The sequence below is a fragment of the Labrys sp. KB_33_2 genome (assembly GCF_052114505.1).
Lineage (GTDB): Bacteria > Pseudomonadota > Alphaproteobacteria > Rhizobiales > Labraceae > Labrys.
This window is the reverse complement of record NZ_JBFREW010000030.1, coordinates 20,376-37,050: the sequence shown is the minus strand read 5'-3', so window position 1 is coordinate 37,050 and position 16,675 is coordinate 20,376. Positions and strand designations below refer to the sequence as shown.

Below are 16,675 nucleotides of genomic sequence, written 5' to 3'. Positions count from 1 at the left end.
TTGGACAAGCTTCTGGAACTGGTCGACAGCGCGGCCCCGAAGGTGAAGATCGTGATCCTGGATTCGTGCCGCGACAATCCCCTGACGCGCCAGCTGACGCGGGGGGCTGGTACACGCGGGCTGGCGCGCATCGATCTCGACGCCTCCTCGGCCAAGGGCACGCTGATCGCCTTTTCGACGGCGCCGGGCTCGGTGGCCCAGGATGGCAGCGGGCGCAACTCGCCCTTCACCACGGCGCTGCTCGCTCATATGGAGACGCCCGGCCTCGACATCCGCCAGATGTTCGGCCAGGTCAGGGCCGATGTCGACCAGTCGACCCAGGGCAGCCAGACTCCCTGGGTGAACGAGGCCATCATCGGTTCCTTCGCCATGTCCGGAAAGATGGAGACGCCTCAGCCTGTCAAGGCGATTGGCGCCACTGCCCTGGCACCGGTCGATCAGTCGACGCAAGGCTCAGCCGACATCGCCCCGGCCGCGACGACGGGTGGTGACGCCCAAACCGGCTCCGCGCCGCAACAGAATGCGGCCCTCGACTTTGCGGTCCCCGATCGAACCATTCCCGCATCGGTGGCGCCAAGCTTTCCTTGCAACGGCCGCCTGAATCCCACCGAAAACGCCATCTGCCAGGATGGCAGTCTTGCCACCCTCGATCAGACACTGTCATCGGCCTATGGCATGATCAATTCGGCCCTGCCGAAGGATTTGCAGGCCAAGCTGAAGGCCAACCAGACAGCCTGGCGCGCCCAGCGCGACGAGTGCGGCGGGGACGCGGCCTGTATCGGTGTGAGCTATCGGCAGCGGCTCGCCTTTCTGAAGAGCCTGGTCGACAAGGCGGCAGGCACGCCCTCCGTGTCGCCGAGTTTCCCCTGCGGCGGACGTCTCAATCCGAGCGAGCGTGCCATTTGCCAGAGCGATACGCTGGCGCGGCTCGACCTTGCCCTCGACAATGTCTTCAAGGCTCGTTTCAGGAGCCTGCAGAAGGCCGATCAGGTTGCCCTGTCGGCGAACCAGACGGCCTGGCGCACCAATCGCGATCGCTGCGGCGCCACAGCCAGCTGCATCGAAGCGGCCTATCGGCAAAGGTTGAACTACTTCCAGTCCCAGCAATAGGCAGCCAATTCCCACAAAGAGAAGTTTTGGCCCCCTACCGAGATGGCGGTGGCTCAGGTCGCCGGCTTGAGGCGATCCCGCCGCAGCCAGCGCATGGTCATCAGCACGGCGACCGCGGTCAGCCCGCTTACCAGGCCGGCCCAGATGCCGGCGCCACCCCAGCCGAAATGGAAGCCCAGCAGGATGCCGAGCGGCAGCCCCGCCACCCAATAGCCGATAGCGGCAAGCAGCATCGGGATCAGGGTGTCGTGCAGGCCGCGCAGCATGCCGGCGGCCACCACCTGGGCACCGTCGGTGATCTGGAACAGGCCGGCGAAGATCAGGAACAGGCTGGCCCGGGACACCACATCGGCGTTGACGGGATCGGCAAGATCGATGAACCGGCCGATCAGCAGATGCGGTGCGATCAGCATGAAGGCCGCCGCCGCGCACATGAAACCGACACCAAGGACATAGGCCGTCCAACCGGACCGGCTGATGGCATGCTTGTCGCCGGCGCCATAGGCGAGGCCGACCCGCACCGTCGCCGCCTGGCCGAGGCCGAGCGGCACCATGAAGCTGATCGAGGCGATCTGGATGGCGATGCCATGCGCCGCCAGGTCCGTCTCGCCGATGCGCCCCATCAGGAAGGCCGCGGCATTGAAGACAGTAACCTCGAAGGCGAGCGTGATGGCGATGGGCACACCCAGCCGAAAGATCTGCCAGAGCCGCTCCCGGTCTGGCCGCCACAGGTTCTGGAACAGTTGAAAGCGCCGGAAGGGCCGGCTGAAGGCCAGGAAGGCGGCAAGCAGCAGGAAGAAGATCCAGGTCGCGATCGTGGTGGCAATGCCCGGGCCCGGCACGCCGAGGGCCGGCAGGCCGAGATGGCCGAAAGTGAGGCCCCAGGCCAGGACGGCATTGATGACGATGCCGACAAGCGCGCTCCACAAGGCAGCACGCGGCTGGCCCATGGCGGCTGCCGCCGAACGCAGGGCGATGTAGCCCACGAAGGCCGGCAGCGACCAAGCGAGGCCGTTGAGATATTGCGAGGCCTGCCTGGCGATCTCGGGGCTCTGGCCGAGATGCAGCATGATCCATTCGCTGTTCATCAGGCAGGCAAGGCCCGGAATCGAGACGATCAGCGACGTCCACAATCCCTGCTGCACGGTGCGGCGGATATCGCGGCCGCTGTCGTCACCGGCACCGAGCGCGCTGGCCACCATTGGCGCCACCGCCGTCACCACGCCCAATCCAATGATGGCAAAGAAGAAGAACAGATTGTTGGCCAGGGTCACGGCGGCAATCGCCTGCGACCCCAATTCACCCACGAGGATGAGATTGGTGGTGGTCAGCGCCAGCTCGACCAGATTGGTCAAAATGAGGGGCCAGGCCAGGATGAAGGTTTCGAGTGCCTCCCGGCTCCAGCTCTGGTGACCGCCGAGGTTCGCCTGCGAACCAGTCGGCGGAAATACCGTAGCCATTTGGTCGTTTCCATTCGTCGTTCAAAATTGGGGCGGCAGCCGCCCAAGGCGTTCTGCGATCTGACGGGACCCGGCAAATTTCGCAAGGACGCTCCAGCCAATCCGTTGGATTGGCTTGGAAACAAAGACTTGGAGCAAAGCGCGTTCTCACATGAACACGCTTTGCTCCAACGAGCCCCGTTCGGCATCGAGAAAGTCGGGGATGAAAAGACGAGCCGCCTTTCCTATTCAAACACTTCCTTGGCCGCTTCCACGGGCTGCGGCTGTGGGCGCTCGATATTGGGCAGGAAGACGGTCAACAGCCCGATCATCGGCAGGAAGGAGCAGACCTTGTAGACGAATTCGATGCTGGTCCAATCGGCCAGAACGCCGAGAGCTGCGGCACCGACGCCGCCCATGCCGAAGGCGAGGCCGAAGAACAGCCCGGCGATCATGCCGGTCTTGCCCGGCACCAACTCCTGCGCGAACACCACGATGGCGGAGAAGGCCGAGGACAGGATGAAGCCGATGATCACCGCCAGAACCGGGGTCCAGGTCAGGTTGGCATAGGGCAGGGCCAGGCTGAAGGGCAGTACGCCCAGGATCGAGACCCAGATCACATATTTGCGCCCGATGCGGTCGCCGATCGGTCCGCCGAGCAACGTGCCGGCGGCTGCAGCGAACAGGAAGATGAAGAGCTGCATCTGCACCGCTTCGGGCGACAGGCCGAAACGATCCTCGAGATAGAGCGTGTAATAGCTCGACAGCGAGGCCATGTAGAAGAATTTGGAGAAGACCAGCGCCAGCAGGACTACCAGCGAGGCGATGACACGGCCGCGCGACAGCGAGGCCACTGCCGGCACGGCCCTGGCCTTGGTGCCCGCCGTATGGCGCCGATAGGCGGCATACCAATTGCCGACATTCCACAGGATGAACATGGCGAGCAAGGCGATCACCGAGAAGATGGCGATCGAATGCTGGCCATAGGGCAACACGATGAACGCGGCCAGCAGCGGCCCGATCGAGGTGCCGAGATTGCCGCCGACCTGGAAGACAGACTGGGCGAGGCCCGTCTTGCCACCGGAGGCCATGCGCGCCACCCGCGAGGATTCGGGATGGAAGACGGATGAGCCGGTGCCGACCAGCATCGCGGCGATCAGGACCGTGGTGTAGTTCTGGGCATAGGCCAGAAGCACCAAGCCGACGAGGCTGAGGCCCATGCCAACGGTGAGCGAATAGGGCAGGGGGCGGCGATCGGTATAAAGGCCGACGAAGGGCTGCAGCAGCGACGCCGTGAGCTGGAAGGCCAGCGTGATCAAGCCGATCTGGGTGTAGCTGAGGGCATAGTTGTCGCGCAGCATCGGATAGATCGAGGGAATCAACGACTGGATGGTGTCGTTGAGGCAATGCGAGACGCTGATCGCCATGAGAATCGAATAGGCCGTCCGCTCTGGGCTGAAAACACCTGAGGGGGGCAAGGTGGCTGCTTTGGCGTCCATACGTCAGTGCTAGACCCGCGGTGGCACGCGGGGTGCAAACGCAGGCTATCCCTTTGTTGCGGCACGAAAAATCGGCATCTTGGCGCACGCCAAGGCCGATCGGGCCTGGTTCCGCTGGGCTATGCGGTCGATGGGAAGAGATGCGGGAGCCGCCCGCTAAACCGTTTTAGCCGAATGTCGTCAATCGGGGAATATCGAGACGCATCGTCAATTATAAAACTTCGTGATGATATTCATCACGCCAACGCAATGAAAGCGGCCAGAGCGCGGGAAAGAAATGGTTCAAGATGGAAGCCCGGTCCCTGAAAACAAAATCGCGATCCGGGATGGCCAGGATCGCGATCGGACTATCGATAGGGGGCATGCAAGCCCGAACCGGAGAGCGAGGTCAGATCGCCTCGTTCTCGGCGCTGGCGACGCGGTCGATATGGCCGCGATAGATACCCAGATCCAGCAGGTCGCGGTAGCTCAATTCGCGGCGCACGGTCGCGAGGCGACGGCGGTTGCGATAGGCGACGAGGCGGGTGGTGATGGCATTGATGAAAGCGACGGTCGTCACGGGAGTGGTTCCAAAAAAGAGTAGCTCACTTGCTGGCGTGTATATAGGCGAATCGTGGTGAAATTTGTGCAGAATCGCACGTGCAAAGCGGTATGCCCGTCATGCTATTTTCGCATGGTTTAGAGGGGGTTACCGCAGTGCGGTAGTGTGGCTGACGGCGCTGCATTCGATGCCTAAATCGCGTGCAGCCACGCGCCATGCCATACCCCGGTAGGTTTCTGTTCAGCCCTATGCTTTATTCCTCGGCGAGGGGGCGGGCCACAGGTGGCTCGCGATAGAGCCTGAGGCGTCTTGTGGTTGGGCGTAATCGCCAGAATCGTAAGGACGCATCGAACAGGAAGTGCGGGCAAAACGTCGTTTCCGTCGAAGCGCGTTCTGCTCTGGAGGATTGCATGCACAAAAGCTGGCTTGCGGCCTTGGCCGTTTCGATCCTGGTTCCTTTCGCGCCGGCCAAGGCCGATGAAACGATGGCGGGAACTTTCACGGCGCGAGAGGCCTGCGCGGCCCTCCAGTCCATCCGCAAGCAGACCAATCCCGGCAACGTCAAGCTCGTGCCCGCGCAGAGCTACAAGCTGCTTGCCGGCAACAAGCCCCAGCCGACCTTCTATCGCGTCGAGGTGGAGGATGCGCAGCCTGCGCAACGCTGGGTGCCGGTCTCCTGCGGTGAGGTGAAAGCGGCGGACGGCAGTGCCATCGCGCCCGGCGCAGCCAAAACCGGTCCGGTAACGTCGGCGGGTGGGGCTTCCTATGTCTTCGCCATCAGCTGGCAGGCCGCCTTTTGCGAGGGGCTGCCCGAAAAGACCGAGTGTCGCACGCAAACCGTCGACCGCTATGACGCAAGCCATTTCACCCTGCACGGCCTCTGGCCGCAGCCGCGCGGCAATGCCTATTGCGGTGTGGCGCAACGCGATGTCGAGGCCGACAAGGCGCATCGCTGGGAGGATCTGCCGGCGCCTCAGCTCGAACCAGCGACGCGTACCGCCCTGGAGAAGGCCATGCCCGGCACGGCCTCCTTCCTCGATCGCCACGAATGGATCGAGCATGGCACCTGCTTCTTCGAGAAATCGGCCGACGCCTATTTCCGCCGTTCGGTGGCCTTGATCGGCGAGATCAACGCCTCACCGGTGCAAAAGCTCTTCGCCGACAATATCGGCAAGGAAATCGATACCGGCGAGATCCGTAGCGCCTTCGACCAGGGCTTCGGTGCGGGTGCCGGCGAGCGGGTGCGTTTCGCCTGCAAGCGGGCCGGCAACCGGCGAATCATCGTGGAGATGACCATCGGCCTACGCGGCGAGGTCAAGGATGGTGCCAAGCTCACCGATCTGATCGCCGCTGCCTCGCCGACTGATCAGGGTTGCAAGTCGGGCATTGTCGATCCTGTTGGACTGCAGTGAGGGACGGCCTTGGAGACCTCACTTTATCTGCCCATCAAGACCTTCCTGGAATCGCTTGATTTCGCGGTAAAGGGCGAGATCGGCCGCTGTGATGTCCTTGCCCTGCGCGAGGGCGACCCGCCGGTGGTGGTGATCTGCGAACTCAAGCAGAGCTTCAACCTGGAACTGGTGCTGCAGGGCGTCGACCGGGCCGGGGCCTGCGACGAGGTCTGGCTGGCAGCCCGTCTCTCCGCCCGGGGCAAGGGGCGGGAAAGCGACTCCCGCTTCCGCAATCTCTGTCGGCGGCTTGGCTTCGGCCTGCTGGGCGTGTCCGAGCGTGACGAGGTGCAGATCATCGTTACGCCCGAGGCGCCGTTCCCGCGCCGCGACCCCAAGCGCCGCTCCCGTCTCCTGAGGGAGCATCGCAAGCGCCAGGGCGATCCCGTCCTCGGAGGCTCCACCCGCACGCCTCAGATGACGGCCTATCGCCAGCAGGCGCTTGCCTGCGCCGCTGCCCTGGTCATGGCGCCGCAGCGTCGGCGCGACCTTACCAAATCGGTGCCCGATGCTCCGAGAATCCTGAAAGGCAATGTCTATGGCTGGTTCGAACGGGTCGAGAAAGGCATTTACGGCCTGACGCCTGCGGGCCGGGAAGCGCTGGAGCGCTGGCCGCAGGCGTAAGGGTGGAGACCCATCGGGGGGAGGGCGTATCTCCCTTATACATAGGGCGTGAAGATGTCCGGCCGTCGCGGCAGCAGGCGGCGGAAATAGGCCCGGCCTTCCTCGGAAATGGCATTGGATCCGGTAAAGAAGCTGTCGGGCATGTGACGCGTGCGCCCGGCAACCTGGTCGAGGGATACGATGCGCGGCGCGGTGTGCTTGCCGTCATAATGCAGCGCCACCGACCCGGAGCCCGTGAAGGCACTCTGCGCGGCAAAGGCGCCCGCCTCGAAGGCTTCTTTCGCATCGGTCTCGTCGATGATGCCGAGATAGCCGCGCGGCAGGTAACCCAGCGTGTCGACACGGGCGCGGGCCTTGGGAAAGCGCTGCTTGAGGGCCTTCTGGATCTCGATACCGAGATCGCCACCGGTGAGTTGCACATTGCCATGGGCGTCGCGCTCGACCGTGCCGGCGGCGAGAGCCTCGGCCAGCGGCCGCCCGGTTTCGTCCTGCACGCCTTCCGACATCGATACGATGCAGCGGCCGACGCGGGTGTAGACGGCATCGACGTCGTTGAGGAATTGCTCGACCGAGAAGGACTTTTCCGGCGTGTAGATCAGATGGGGGGCCTCCTCCGGCGCCTGCTGCCAGCCGGCCGCAGCGGCGCTGAGGAAGCCGGCATGGCGGCCCATGACGATGGCGACATAAATGCCCGGCATCGCCCGGAAATCGAGATCCATGCTGACGAAGGCATTGGCGACGAAGGCCGCCGCCGAGATGAAGCCCGGCACATGGTCGTTCTCCATCAGGTCGTTGTCGATCGTCTTGGGGGCATGCACGAAGCTGCAGGAGCCGGTCGATTGCTGGCGCAGGAGGTCGAGCGTGCCGGCGGTGTCGTTGCCGCCGATATAGATGAAGCTGCGGGCATCGAGCTTTTCCAGCGCCTGCAGGATGGTCTGGCAATAGGCGGGGTCGGGCTTGTCGCGTGTCGAGCCGAGCCCCGAATTGGGCGTGCGGGCCAGGCGTTCGAGATCGGTTTCGGAGAGCGCCGTAAGATCGACCAGATCACCGCGCGTCAGGCCCCGCACGCCATGACGGGCGCCTAGGATGCGCAGCGACGGGTCGTGCCGGCGGGCGGCAACGACGGCGCCGGCGAGGGTCTGGTTGATCACGGCGGTGGGGCCGCCCCCTTGGGCGATGACGATCGACGGCATGGAGCCTCCCTGGGCAGAATTTCCCGATATTGCCTACGAATGGGCAATATCGGGAAATTCTTCAAGCGTTTGAAATCCTGCAGCTTCCTCCTGACCAAGCCCGTGGCTCGATCAGGAGGAAGCTGCCTGACGCTCTGGTGTCCAGTTGCTTAGCCTCGAAACAGCCGGGCGGCAACGAGCGACTTGCCGATGGGATCAGAAAGCTGGCGATCGTTGCGAAGGCGGAAAACGGTGTTCCGTTCACGCTATCGACAGGCGCGTGCGCGGCCAGCTTGTTCCATTGTCATAATTGCTTCATTGTTCCGTCACGGAAGCGCTAACCATCCGGCCGTAAACAACGCCGTCCTTTTCAAGAAGCGGCGCACCGTGAGGGAGTATCATCCATGAAATTGAGCGTTCTGGCTTCGGCCACGGTTCTGTTTGCCGGTGTATCCACCGGGGCCCTGGCAGCCACCGACATACAATGGTGGCACGCGATGACGGGTGCCAATAATGATCGCATCGTCAAGCTGGCCAATGATTTCAATGCCAGCCAGAGCGACTACCGCATCGTTCCCGCCTATAAGGGCTCGTATGCCGATACCATGAATGCTGGCATCGCCGCGTTCCGGGCTGGTAATGCGCCTGATATCCTGCAGGTCTTCGAAGTCGGTACGGCAACCATGATGGCCGCCAAGGGCGCTATCAAGCCCGTTTACCAGTTGATGAAGGACGCAAACGAACCCTTCGACCAGAAGTCCTATCTGCCCGCCGTGACCGGCTATTATTCCAATGCCAAGGGCGAGATGCTGTCCTTCCCCTTCAATTCCTCGACCATGGTGATGTGGGTCAACGAGGATGCCTTGAAGAAGGCCAATCTCGCGGCCGCGCCCAAGACCTGGCCTGAGGCCTTCGAGGCGGCCAAGAAGCTGAAGGCGGCCGGCTATGCCACTTGCGGCATTTCGACGGGCTGGACAACCTGGGCCAACATCGAGGAACTGTCGGCCTGGCACAACGTACCGCTCTCGACCAAGGCCAACGGCCTCGATGGCTTCGATACCGAGTTGAAGATCAACAATCCGCTGGTGGTCAAGCATCTGGAGAATCTGATCGAGGCCCAGAAGGACAAGACCTTCGACTATTCCGGCCGTACCAACCAGGGCGAGGGGCGCTTCACGTCGGGCGAATGCCCGTTGTTCCTGACTTCGTCGGCTTTCCTGGGCAACGTCAAGGCCAACGCCAAGTTCAAATATTCGGTGGCGCCGATGCCTTATTATCCCGATGTGCAGGGAGCTCCGCAGAATTCGATCATTGGCGGAGCCTCGCTATGGGTGATGGGCGGCAAGTCGGACGAGGCCTACAAGGGCGTCGCCAAGTTCCTGACCTACCTGTCCAAGCCCGATGTGCAGGCCTGGTGGGCCCAGGAAACCGGCTATCTGCCGATCACCCCGGCCGCCTATGAGCTCTCCAAGAAACAGGGCTTCTACGCCAAGGATCCCAACAGCGAAGTCGCCGTGCTGGAGCTGACTAACAAGGCGCCGACGGAAAATTCGCGCGGGCTTCGCCTCGGCAATCTTGCCCAGATCCGCGATGTCTGGGCTGAGGAGATCGAGCAGGCCCTGGCCGGCAAGAAAACCGCGCAGGCTGCCATGGACGATGCCGTCCGTCGCGGCGATGCGATGCTGAAGACTTTCGCTCGCACGGCCGGACGGTAAGGGGGCGTAAAAGCCTCAGCGAAAAGATGCCAAGCTTTGTCATGCCCGGGCTTGACCCGGGCATCCAGTCCAACACCCCCATCGCCTGGACATGGGCGCTGGATTGCCGGGTCAAGCCCGGCAATGACAAAGGTCGAGAGCATTAGAGCATCGTGCCGACAAGGGGCTACCGGTTTTCGGCAGTAGCGATGCGGCCCATTAGGATCGCCCATGGAAAAACGCTCCGTCTTCTCCGGCAAGACCCTTCCCTGGCTGTTGCTGGCGCCGCAATTGGCGATCACGCTGATCTTCTTCTACTGGCCGGTGGTGCAGGCGATCCGCCAGTCCTTCTTCCTCGAGGACACTTTCGGGACCGTTTCGGAATTCGTCTGGTTCGAGAACTACCAGCTGTTGTTCGCCCAGCCGGAATATTACCAGGCGGTGGGCGTCACCATGGTCTTCGCCATTCTGGTCGCTGTGCTCTCGCTCGGCCTCGCGCTGATCCTGGCTGTGCAGGCCGACAAGAAGATCAAGGGCGCCTCCTTCTACCGTACCATGCTGGTCTGGCCCTATGCGGTAGCGCCGGCTGTGGCCGGCGTGCTCTGGCTCTTCATGTTCCAGCCCTCGCTCGGCCTGGTGGCGCGCGGCCTTGGCCAAATCGGCGTGGCCTGGAACCCGCTGCTCGACGGCCAGCACGCCATGATCCTGGTCGTGCTGGCGGCGACCTGGAAGCAGATTTCCTACAATTTCCTGTTCTTCCTGGCGGGGTTGCAGTCGATCCCCAAATCGCTGATCGAGGCGGCCGCCATCGACGGCGCACGCCCGGCGCGCCGATTCTGGACCATCATCCTGCCGATGCTCTCGCCGACGACCTTCTTCCTTCTGGTGATCAATATCGTCTACGTCTTCTTCGACACGTTCGGCATCATCGATGCGGTGACGCATGGTGGCCCGGCCGCGGCCACCACCACCATGGTGTTCAAGGTATTCAATGACGGCCAGCTCGGCGGCGATCTCGGCGGCTCGGCGGCACAGTCGGTGATCCTGCTGATCCTGGTGATCGCGATGACGACATTGCAGTTCCGCTTCATCGAGAAGAAGGTGACCTATTGATGCCCCGTTTCTCGATGCCATCCGGAGGAGCGGCGCATGGTTGAGAACCGCCGCTTCGGAAATCTTCTACCGCATGCCATCCTGATCCTCGGCGTGCTGGTTCTGGCCTTTCCGGTCTGGCTGGCCTTCGTGGCCTCGACCCATGATGCCACCACCATCGCCAATGGGCAGATGGGCATGCTGCCGGGCCCCGATCTGATCAAGAACTATACCCAGACCCTGTTCCACGGTACGCAGGGCGCCACGCGCGAGCCGGTGCTCACCATGCTGACCACCAGCCTGATCATGGCGGTGGCGATCGCGGTGGGCAAGATCGTGATCTCGCTGATCTCGGCCTTCGCCATCGTCTATTTCCGCTTCCGCTTCCGCATGTTCGCCTTCTGGCTGATCTTCATCACGCTGATGCTGCCGGTGGAAGTGCGCATCTACCCGACCTACAAGATCGTCTCCGATCTCCACCTGCTCGATACCTATGCCGGCCTGACCTTGCCGCTGATCGCCTCGGCGACGGCGACCTTGCTGTTCCGCCAGTTCTTCATGACCATTCCCGACGAATTGCTGGAAGCCTCTAAGATCGATGGGGCCGGCCCGCTGAAATTCTTCAAGGATACCGTGCTGCCGCTGTCAACAACCTCGATCGCGGCGATGTTCGTGATCCAGTTCATCTATGGCTGGAACCAGTATTTGTGGCCCCTGCTGATCACCACCCAGGATTCGATGCAGACCATCGTCATCGGCATCCGCAAGATGATCACCACCCAGGACGCCCTGACCGAATGGCAGATCGCCATGGCGACCGCGATCCTCGCCATGCTGCCGCCGGTAGTGGTGGTCGTCGTCATGCAGAAGCTCTTCGTCAAGGGCCTGGTCGAGACCGAGAAGTGAGTAACCGATGGCGCAAGTCGTTCTGAACAACGTCAAGAAGATCTACGACAACGGCTTCGAAGCGGTGAAGGGAGTGAGCTTCACCGTGCCCGATGGCGGCTTTTGCGTGCTGGTCGGCCCGTCCGGCTGCGGCAAGTCGACCTTGCTGCGCATGGTGGCGGGGCTGGAGCGGATCTCGTCGGGCGACGTCCATATCGGCGAACGCCGGGTCAACGAGATCGAGCCGATGGACCGGGACATCGCCATGGTCTTCCAGAATTACGCGCTCTATCCGCATATGTCGGTCTTCGACAATATGGCCTATGGCCTGCGCAACCGCAGAACTGCCGAGGGCGAGATCAGCCAGCGGGTAAAGGAAGCCGCCCGCATTCTCGAACTCAGCGACGACATGCTCAAGCGCAAGCCGCGCCAGCTTTCCGGCGGCCAGCGCCAGCGTGTGGCGATGGGCCGTGCCATCGTGCGCCAGCCCGCTGCCTTCCTGTTCGACGAGCCGCTCTCCAACCTCGATGCCAAGCTGCGCGTGCAGATGCGTGGTGAGATCAAGCAACTGCAGCAGCGCCTCGGCACGACCTCGATCTATGTCACCCATGACCAGCTCGAAGCGATGACCCTGGCCGATGTGCTGGTGGTGCTGAATGGCGGCGCGATCGAGCAGATCGGCGCCCCGCTGGAAATCTATCGCAGTCCGGCTTCCACCTTCGTGGCCGGCTTTATCGGTTCGCCTGCCATGAACGTCCTGAAGGGGCGCGGCGAGGGGAATACGCTCATCCTCGGGGAAGCTCGGCTGGCCTTGCCGCGTACGGTGCCGGGGGAGGTCCTGGTCGGCCTGCGAGCCGAGGACCTGCAGCCGGTCGCAACACCGTCGCCGGGAAGCCTGCCCGTGAAGCTGCGTTATGTCGAGGAGCTGGGAGCTCATCGCCTGGTGCACGGGGACATCGGCGAGCAGCCTCTGGTTGTCGCGCTCGGCATGGAGCATACCATCAGCGACCATATGCAGTTTGCTGTCGATCCCGGCAAGGTTCATCTTTTTGATGGCGCGACCCGATTGAGAATCCCAAATTGAATCGCGTATAGATTTGCGGGATGGTCGGCGATATGTTGGCTTGCCTGCTCCAATAGTCTTCAGATTTCAAAGTTTTTCACATGACAAAAGTAAAGAAACTACTTTGCGGTATCGCCATCGGCGTTGCCGCGATGCCGTCTTTCGCCTATGCGGGTTCCAGGCAAGTAACGGTACCCCGCGGTAAGCCGTATCCCCTGTTGGCCATGGGCTCCTATGGTGCCGGTACCTGCGAAGTCTTTCCTGTCAGGGATATTCGCATTGCATCGGGCCCGACGCATGGTGTTGCGCAACTTGTGACCGTGACGACCAAACTGGGCAAGGATACCGGTGTGTGTGCCGGTACCACGACCAAGGCACCTGTCGTCGTCTACAAGTCCGCCGGTGCCTTCACGGGTGTCGACCACGTGACAGTCACCTGGATGGCCCCCTCGCATACCGACAATGTGCGGTTCGTTCCCAACCAAATGGAGATCGAGATCACGGTCAAGTGACGCCACCCTCATTCAGTGCGATCATGAGGTTGACAGATTGCTGGCTGTCTTGATTGTCTGCCTTCCGGGCCGATGATGCGAAGCGGGAGGCGGAGGCGCGGATCCTCTTCGGCTGTCGCAGGAGAATCACATGCCCAAGCTCGACCGCATCCTCGAAACCGCCATCTATGTCGACGATCTCGATCGTGCCGCGCGCTTCTATGAGACGGTGCTGCAGCTCCCGCCCTTGCTGAAGATGGAGCGGCTTTACGCCTATGACGTGGGCGGTGCCAGCGTCCTGCTCGTCTTCAAGCGGGGAGCCTCCGCTCAGGACATGACATCGCCGGTCGGTACCATACCGGGCCATGATGCCGTGGGGCGCATCCATGTCGCCTTTGCCATCGGCGCCGACGAACTGGCGGACTGGGAGGCGCGCCTCGCGGTGCATGACGTCGCCGTGGAAGGACGTACCCATTGGCAGGCGGGGGGAGACAGCGTCTATTTCCGTGATCCTGACGGCCATATGCTGGAATTCGCCACGCCGGGTCTTTGGCGAACCTATTGAAACGAGGGGCTGCGGCGCCTGCCGCAGTCGAAAGAACGGAAGTTCCTGATGTCGCTGATCACAACCATCGCCGAGCTCGAGACGCTCTACAGCGAACCGGTGCAGCCGGCCGCCCGCATCAAGGTGCTGGATCATGTGTCCGACCAGTATCACGCCTTCATCCAGGCTTCGCCCTTCATGATGCTGGCCTCGGTGGGGCCGTCCGGCGTCGATTGCTCGCCACGCGGGGATCCGGCCGGATTCGTCCGCGTCGCCGATGCCAAGACGCTGATCATTCCGGACAGGCGCGGCAATAATCGGCTGGATTCGCTGCGCAACATCATCGAGGATCCGCGCGTCCATCTCCTCTTCATGATCCCGGGCATCGGCGAGACGCTGCGCGTGGTCGGCCGTGCCGTGATCTCGACCGATGCGGACCTGTGCGCCAGCTTCGCCATGCAAGGCAAGGCGCCGCGCAGCGTCATCATCGTCACGGTGGACGAGATCTACACCCAATGCCAGAAGGCGCTGGTGCGTTCGAAGCTGTGGGATACTTCGACGCAGATCTCGCGGTCGCAGCTGCCGAGTATGGGCCAGATCCTGAGCACGATTACCAAGGGTGATTTCGACGGCGAGGCCTATGACAAGGCCTATCCCGAACGTCTGCGCCAGACGATCTACTGAGCAGCGCAGCGGTCACATCAACGTTAGGGGCGTGCAGTAAGGCAGGCGCCAGGGAGGATATTGTGATGATCCGAATCAAGATTGCCGCCGTTCTTGCCGCGCTGACGCTGTTGCCGAGCGTGGTCTCGGCGGGTGAGCTTGGGCTCGCCGAACGCGTGACCAGGCTCACGCGGGGGACTGCCTGGAAACAGGTGGCGGCCATCCCCATCGCCTTCCCGACTTTCCATCCGCAGGGCATGGTCATGATCGGTGATGATTTCTTCGTGTCGTCGGTGAACATCATCAAGCCGACCACCAAATACCCCTCGCCGCGCGAGGGGTATGACCGCGATACCGGCGAGGGCGAGGGGCATCTGTTCCGCATCTCCAAGGATGGCAGGCTGCTGGCCGACCTCAAGCTGGGGGAGGGCAGCATCTATCACCCCGGCGGCATCGATTTCGACGGCAAGTTCATCTGGGTGCCGGTGGCCGAATATCGGCCCAACAGCCAGTCGATCATCTACAAGGTCGATCCCGCCACCATGAAGGCCGTCGAGGTTTTTCGCTTCAAGGATCATGTGGGTGGCATCGTCCATGACACGCAGCGCAACTCCCTGCATGGCGTGAGCTGGGGATCGCGGCGCTTTTATGCCTGGCCGCTCGGCGCGGACGGCAAGGTCACCAATGCCGATGCCCGCCCGGAGACGCTGCGGGTGATGAACCCGGCTCAATATATCGACTATCAGGACTGCCATTATGCCGGCGGTTCGCGCATGCTCTGCTCCGGCCTGAACGCCTACAAGGTTGCGCCGAATGCGGAGCCCTTCCGGCTAGGGGGGCTCGAACTGGTCGATCTCAAGGACAACCGGCCGGTCTGGCAGGTGCCTGTTGAACTCTGGGCCCCCTCGGGCTTGCCGATGACGCAGAATCCGGCCTTCATCGAAACCAGGGACGCCGGGCTGCGAGCCTATTTCATGCCGGATGACGACAAGTCGACCCTGTTCGTCTACGAGGCCCAGACGCCCTGATGTCGCTACGGTTGGCAGCGGCCTGGCACTCAGCCTCCTGCCGCAGAGCGGATGATACGGCAGACATCGGAGCGGAAGTCGGGGCCTGGTATCTGGCCCGGATTCAGGATCATGGTGTAGTCAACCAGCGTGGCGTTGCCGCGCTTGCGGGCGGCCATCTTGACTTCCTGGACCCGTCCGTTACGGGCGCCATCATTGAGTGCGGTGAGGAGGCCGAGCCGGCGGTTCACCTTGATGCCGACCCAGTAGCTGTTGAGATGCGCCGTGCGCGTCAGATTGTCGATCGCCGTGGCGGGGCTCAAGCCGGGAAAGACATCCCATGTCGAGATCGCCGGGGCGAGTCCGCCGGAAACGGTGAAATTGGAAGAACAGGTCTGAGCCTGGACGGCGGTTGCGCCGAACACAAGCAAGGCTGCGATACCGTATTTGATCATGGGGTTTCGCTGCATGATGAGACAATTCCGGCAGGGCATCATCGATAGCACGGTAACGTAACGTTATCCATGCCGCCGATTGTACCGGGACCTCGGATGCGAGGCAGAACGATTGTGCTGGAGATTACAAAGGTCTTTGCATTCGACTTCGGACCAATAGTGTCTCGGTCTCCTCACAAACCCGCCGTGCTCATGATGACATAGGCCTCGCCGCCTTTGCGATCGTGGCGGACCACATAGGTCTGGCCCCGCATCGTGATCTGGATCGGGCCGTCGCTGGTCAGGCTGGCGGCGGGTACGCCCGCGGCGGTAGCGACTACGCTGCGAAATTGCTCGGCCACAGCCGGGTCGGCACTTTTCTCGGCCGTGACGGCACATTCCTTCTTGCCGCGCACCTGCAGGGAGTAGCTGCCGTCAGGGGCCATGCCGACCAGGCTGGCCCCGAGATCCATCTGGGGTTTGATGCCATGTTTCTTGGCTGCTGCCATCGCCCTGTCGAAGGCTGGCGCCGTGGCAAGGCAGGCGTCCCGGAACAGCATCAAGGCCTTGTCTGTCACGTCGCCAGCTTTGCTTGAAGACGTGTTTGGCAGGCCCAGCACGAGGCCAAGGACCAAGGTCGCGGCCAATGTCCCAGCCTGAGGCCGCATGCGGGGCTTTGAAAGCGAAGGGGTCATTGTAGGCTCCTTGCCTGGACCGAGCACTGCGGTCGTGTATAGGCAGATGAGGCCGCTTTGGGAAGCAAGCGGGCCCGAAGCCTGCTGCCCTCGATGCAGCAATGCCACAGGACGGCATGAAATGGTCCGATGGCGACATGGGCTCTTGCGTCCACGAGCGGTCGGGATTAGAGAGCGCGCCCCGCAACCGTTCGACCCGAGGGAGAACAGCCATGAGATCGCAACAGGGAACGTCACGTTTCGTGCCGGCGCCCGCATTGCGTCCGGCTGTCCA

The 16,675-nt window shown here is 62.6% G+C and carries 17 protein-coding genes; 11 read left to right on the top strand and 6 right to left on the bottom strand.

The genetic code is table 11. The features are described 5' to 3' along the window. A partial coding sequence (locus AB4037_RS33150) for a caspase family protein (RefSeq protein ID WP_441774446.1) occupies positions 1 to 1,110 on the top strand: 1,110 nt, incomplete at its 5' end. A gap of 53 nt (positions 1,111 to 1,163) precedes the next feature. On the opposite strand, the gene AB4037_RS33145 is transcribed toward AB4037_RS33150, so the two are convergent. The 3 genes from AB4037_RS33145 to AB4037_RS33135 all read right to left on the bottom strand — a co-directional run bounded on the left by AB4037_RS33145 (position 1,164) and on the right by AB4037_RS33135 (position 4,607). Further along, on the bottom strand, positions 1,164 to 2,570 hold the full coding sequence (locus AB4037_RS33145) for an MATE family efflux transporter (RefSeq protein ID WP_434955531.1): 1,407 nt from the start codon (positions 2,568 to 2,570) through the stop codon (positions 1,164 to 1,166). Between the two features lie 224 nt (positions 2,571 to 2,794). Continuing rightward, positions 2,795 to 3,976: an MFS transporter gene (locus AB4037_RS33140; protein ID WP_441774445.1), complete on the bottom strand. Its 1,182-nt coding sequence runs from the start codon at positions 3,974 to 3,976 to the stop codon at positions 2,795 to 2,797. 460 nt (positions 3,977 to 4,436) lie between these two features. Then, complete coding sequence (locus tag AB4037_RS33135; RefSeq protein ID WP_434955533.1) at positions 4,437 to 4,607, bottom strand: hypothetical protein; 171 nt, start codon at positions 4,605 to 4,607, stop codon at positions 4,437 to 4,439. 392 nt (positions 4,608 to 4,999) lie between these two features. On the opposite strand from AB4037_RS33135, the gene AB4037_RS33130 reads away from it, so the two are divergent. Then, positions 5,000 to 6,001 (top strand): ribonuclease T2 family protein, encoded by a 1,002-nt coding sequence (locus AB4037_RS33130; protein ID WP_441774444.1) that lies wholly within the window; start codon positions 5,000 to 5,002, stop codon positions 5,999 to 6,001. A 9-nt stretch (positions 6,002 to 6,010) separates the two neighbouring features. Next, the gene (locus tag AB4037_RS33125; RefSeq protein WP_434955535.1) at positions 6,011 to 6,661 is read left to right on the top strand and encodes a DUF2161 domain-containing phosphodiesterase; all 651 of its coding nucleotides are present in this window, start codon (positions 6,011 to 6,013) and stop codon (positions 6,659 to 6,661) included. A gap of 35 nt (positions 6,662 to 6,696) precedes the next feature. Here the strand turns inward: AB4037_RS33125 and AB4037_RS33120 are convergent, their stop codons facing one another. Then, positions 6,697 to 7,854, bottom strand: a complete 1,158-nt coding sequence (locus AB4037_RS33120) for a diphosphate--fructose-6-phosphate 1-phosphotransferase (RefSeq protein WP_441774443.1) — start codon at positions 7,852 to 7,854, stop codon at positions 6,697 to 6,699. A gap of 383 nt (positions 7,855 to 8,237) precedes the next feature. Here AB4037_RS33120 and ugpB point away from each other — a divergent pair, with 383 nt between their 5' ends. The 8 genes from ugpB to AB4037_RS33080 all read left to right on the top strand — a co-directional run bounded on the left by ugpB (position 8,238) and on the right by AB4037_RS33080 (position 15,293). Beyond that, complete coding sequence (gene ugpB, locus AB4037_RS33115; RefSeq protein ID WP_441774442.1) at positions 8,238 to 9,548, top strand: sn-glycerol-3-phosphate ABC transporter substrate-binding protein UgpB; 1,311 nt, start codon at positions 8,238 to 8,240, stop codon at positions 9,546 to 9,548. Between the two features lie 210 nt (positions 9,549 to 9,758). After that, a complete protein-coding gene (ugpA, locus tag AB4037_RS33110; RefSeq protein ID WP_434955538.1) occupies positions 9,759 to 10,640 on the top strand; it encodes a sn-glycerol-3-phosphate ABC transporter permease UgpA in 882 nt (293 codons plus the stop codon). Positions 10,641 to 10,676: 36 nt separating this feature from the next. Beyond that, the gene (gene ugpE / locus AB4037_RS33105) at positions 10,677 to 11,525 is read left to right on the top strand and encodes a sn-glycerol-3-phosphate ABC transporter permease UgpE (protein WP_441774441.1); all 849 of its coding nucleotides are present in this window, start codon (positions 10,677 to 10,679) and stop codon (positions 11,523 to 11,525) included. 7 nt (positions 11,526 to 11,532) lie between these two features. After that, on the top strand, positions 11,533 to 12,588 hold the full coding sequence (gene ugpC / locus AB4037_RS33100) for a sn-glycerol-3-phosphate ABC transporter ATP-binding protein UgpC (RefSeq protein WP_441774440.1): 1,056 nt from the start codon (positions 11,533 to 11,535) through the stop codon (positions 12,586 to 12,588). Between the two features lie 80 nt (positions 12,589 to 12,668). After that, positions 12,669 to 13,079: a hypothetical protein gene (locus AB4037_RS33095; protein ID WP_434955541.1), complete on the top strand. Its 411-nt coding sequence runs from the start codon at positions 12,669 to 12,671 to the stop codon at positions 13,077 to 13,079. 130 nt (positions 13,080 to 13,209) lie between these two features. Beyond that, positions 13,210 to 13,623: a VOC family protein gene (locus tag AB4037_RS33090; RefSeq protein WP_434955542.1), complete on the top strand. Its 414-nt coding sequence runs from the start codon at positions 13,210 to 13,212 to the stop codon at positions 13,621 to 13,623. 48 nt (positions 13,624 to 13,671) lie between these two features. Beyond that, positions 13,672 to 14,286 (top strand): pyridoxamine 5'-phosphate oxidase family protein, encoded by a 615-nt coding sequence (locus AB4037_RS33085; protein WP_441774439.1) that lies wholly within the window; start codon positions 13,672 to 13,674, stop codon positions 14,284 to 14,286. Positions 14,287 to 14,351: 65 nt separating this feature from the next. After that, the gene (locus tag AB4037_RS33080) at positions 14,352 to 15,293 is read left to right on the top strand and encodes a DUF6454 family protein (protein WP_441774438.1); all 942 of its coding nucleotides are present in this window, start codon (positions 14,352 to 14,354) and stop codon (positions 15,291 to 15,293) included. Between the two features lie 29 nt (positions 15,294 to 15,322). Here the strand turns inward: AB4037_RS33080 and AB4037_RS33075 are convergent, their stop codons facing one another. Then, a complete protein-coding gene (locus tag AB4037_RS33075) occupies positions 15,323 to 15,727 on the bottom strand; it encodes a hypothetical protein (protein WP_441774437.1) in 405 nt (134 codons plus the stop codon). Between the two features lie 173 nt (positions 15,728 to 15,900). Beyond that, the gene (locus AB4037_RS33070; protein ID WP_441774436.1) at positions 15,901 to 16,401 is read right to left on the bottom strand and encodes a hypothetical protein; all 501 of its coding nucleotides are present in this window, start codon (positions 16,399 to 16,401) and stop codon (positions 15,901 to 15,903) included. Positions 16,402 to 16,675 lie beyond the last annotated feature (274 nt).